The sequence below is a fragment of the uncultured Rikenella sp. genome, from assembly GCF_910579375.1.
Lineage (GTDB): Bacteria > Bacteroidota > Bacteroidia > Bacteroidales > Rikenellaceae > Rikenella.
Genome location: NZ_CAJTUJ010000205.1, coordinates 1 through 2,637, shown reverse-complemented (window position 1 = coordinate 2,637; position 2,637 = coordinate 1). Strand labels below are relative to the sequence as shown.

At 60.1% G+C, this 2,637-nt stretch carries 4 protein-coding genes; all 4 read left to right on the top strand.

Features of this window, described 5'->3' with window-relative positions:
• Positions 1–452: 452 nt before the first annotated feature.
• The 4 genes from QZ302_RS09715 to QZ302_RS09700 all read left to right on the top strand — a co-directional run bounded on the left by QZ302_RS09715 (position 453) and on the right by QZ302_RS09700 (position 2,478).
• Entirely contained in the window at positions 453–1,466 is a 1,014-nt protein-coding gene (locus QZ302_RS09715) for a 4-phosphoerythronate dehydrogenase (RefSeq protein WP_294594870.1), read from the top strand.
• A 20-nt stretch (positions 1,467–1,486) separates the two neighbouring features.
• Positions 1,487–2,041 (top strand): cob(I)yrinic acid a,c-diamide adenosyltransferase, encoded by a 555-nt coding sequence (locus QZ302_RS09710; protein ID WP_294594868.1) that lies wholly within the window; start codon positions 1,487–1,489, stop codon positions 2,039–2,041.
• A 70-nt stretch (positions 2,042–2,111) separates the two neighbouring features.
• Positions 2,112–2,270: a hypothetical protein gene (locus QZ302_RS09705; protein ID WP_294594866.1), complete on the top strand. Its 159-nt coding sequence runs from the start codon at positions 2,112–2,114 to the stop codon at positions 2,268–2,270.
• 61 nt (positions 2,271–2,331) lie between these two features.
• The gene (locus tag QZ302_RS09700; RefSeq protein WP_294594864.1) at positions 2,332–2,478 is read left to right on the top strand and encodes a hypothetical protein; all 147 of its coding nucleotides are present in this window, start codon (positions 2,332–2,334) and stop codon (positions 2,476–2,478) included.
• The last annotated feature ends 159 nt before the right edge of the window (positions 2,479–2,637 follow it).

Below are 2,637 nucleotides of genomic sequence, written 5' to 3'. Positions count from 1 at the left end.
TATATTCGGCTCACGCCGAAATAGTTGAATCGCTTCTTTAGGCGGGGCACGCGAGCAACAGGAAAGTAATAACGGCCGCGCGCCATGACGCGAACGCGTCGGCCAAGCGCCCCACGTCCCGTGGACGGGAAATGCTGACGCATTTCCACTGGCAGCCTCTACCCCCGTTCTCTGTCCGCGCGCTGGCGGAAATCTTATTCAAACGCGAACTACGCGTTTGAATGATTTCCTTTTCCAGCAGTCGCGCGCGGGAGAGCTTTGACCCGCCTAAAACTGCGCGCGGGCCCCACTTAGTAAGGCAGAAACAACCCTAACAAAACACCCTATGGGTGCGGGGACGGGAAATGCTTGCGCATTTCAACTGCCAGCCTCTAACCCCATTCTTTGCCCGCGCCGCGCACGCTGGACGCAAAATATTTATAATCTTTGTAAAATAATCGCTCTGCCGACCCATGAAAATCGTAATCGACGACAAAATTCCCTTTATCCAAGGCGTGTTCGAACCTTATGCCGAAACGGTCTACCTACCCGGCGGAGCGATCGACGCCGATACGGTGCGAGAAGCCGACGCACTGATCATCCGGACACGCACGGCCTGCGACGCGGCACTGCTGGCCGGGAGCCGGGTGCGGATAATCGCCACGGCGACCATCGGTTACGACCATATCGACACGGACTATTGCCGCAGGGCGGGAATCGAGGTGGCGACGGCGGCCGGATGCAATGCACGAGGGGTGCTTCAGTGGGTTTGCGCCGCGTTGGAGGCCCTCGACGTGCGACCGGAGGGGGCGACCCTCGGGATCGTGGGCGTAGGGCATGTGGGCGAGGCGGTGCGGCAGACGGCAGAGGAGGCGGGATTCGACGTGATATGTTGCGATCCGCCGAGGGTGCGGCGAGGCGAGGCGGGAACCGAACGGTTCGTTGCGCTGGAGGAGCTGCTCGAACGTGCGGATGCCGTGACGGTGCATGTGCCGCTGGACGAGACGACGCGGGAGATGGCTTCGGAGGCCTTTTTCGCCGGAGCGAAACGGGGGATGGTCTTTCTGAACAGCTCTCGGGGGGAGGTCGTCCATGAAACGGCTCTGAAAGAGGCTTTGCGGAGCGGCCGGGTCTCGCGGGCCGCATTAGACGTCTGGCCTCACGAACCGCTGATCGACAAAGAGTTATTAGCTCTATCCTCGATCGCGACGCCGCACGTGGCGGGGTATTCGCTACAGGGAAAAGCGATGGGAACGGCACTGGCGGTGCGGGCGGTGGCGGCGTTCCTGGGGCTTCCGATAGCGGACGACTGGTATCCGGCGGAGGCGCCGAAACGACATCCGCGCACCGGGCTGACGTGGGAGGAGATCACGACGGGAATGGCGCAACACTACGATATCCGGGCCGACGACGCGGCTTTACGTGCGGCTCCGGAGCGGTTCGAGGAGCTGCGGGGAAATTATCGGTTCCGGCCGGAATTTTTCTAATCCACACAAACTATTTCAGCATGAAAATCTACACACGAAAAGGGGACGACGGAACGACTTCGCTGGTGGGAGGAGCCCGGGCACCGAAAGACGACGCGCGGATAGAGGCTTACGGAACGGTGGACGAACTGATGGCTCACACGGGATATTTGCATGATTTACTGAGCATTAAACACGCTATGCCTCGGGCGCAACTGGAATGGGTGCTCGACCGGCTGATGAGTTGCGCTTCGCTGCTGGCGGCGGAGGGAGAGGTGGGGAAACGCCTGCCGCAGGTCTATGCCGAGGATATCGCCCGGCTGGAGCGGGAGATCGACGGCCTGTTGGCGGAGCTTCCCGAGCTACAACATTTTACACTCCCCTGCGGGGGGCCGGTAGTGTCGTATGCGCACGTCTGTCGGACGGTGTGTCGGCGGGCGGAACGAAGGGTGGTCGGCGCGGCAAAACGTTATCCGGAGGTTCCGGAGGTGGTTCGGGAGTTTCTGAATCGGTTGTCGGACTACTTTTATGCTTTGGGGCGATACCTGGGGCAGGCGGAAGGGGCAACGGAGGTGCGGTGGGAGCCGAGGGTCTGAGTCCTTTTTCGGAGAGGGCGGAGGGTGACGGGCCGCCCCGGGCTTCCGCGATGCGGGCAACAATGGGCGATTGGGAGATTTGATGGGGGTCGGTCGCTATGGCTGTAACTGGTCGGCGACGGTCAGCGGCATCCACGGCCGGTTTTTATGGTTCAGTTCGCAAGACCTGAACATCGGCAGTGCGGATAACCGTGCTCACGGTATTCAGTTGCGCTGCCTCTCGGAATAAAACAGAGAAAACTGCCCCGGGCTACCGCGAAGCAGGCCTTAATGGGCTACGGGGCGATCTGATGCGTGTCGGCTACAACGGACACAGTTGGTCTTCCGCCACGAGCGGTATCTTTGGTCTGGACATGAATTTCGGAACAACTTGGTTTCTCTTCCACACTCCAGATCACCGTGCCTGTGGTTTTCAGTTACGTTGCCTCTCGGAATAAACGGGGGTAGAGGCGGACAGTAAAACGCCCTGTGGGCGAGCCCCGGGCTACCGCCGCAATGATACAGGCGACATGCTCGGTGTTGCCAACGGTGGTTACAATTGGTCATCCACAACCATCGGAACAGACTCATTTCACCTGAATTTCCGTATAAATTGG

Bases quoted from the DNA above. Each gene is read 5' to 3' on its own strand.
- QZ302_RS09715 (WP_294594870.1), top strand. From the start codon at position 453: ATGAAAATCGTAATCGACGACAAAATTCCCTTTATCCAAGGCGTGTTC.
- QZ302_RS09700 (WP_294594864.1), top strand. From the start codon at position 2,332: ATGCGTGTCGGCTACAACGGACACAGTTGGTCTTCCGCCACGAGCGGT.
- QZ302_RS09710 (WP_294594868.1), top strand. From the start codon at position 1,487: ATGAAAATCTACACACGAAAAGGGGACGACGGAACGACTTCGCTGGTG.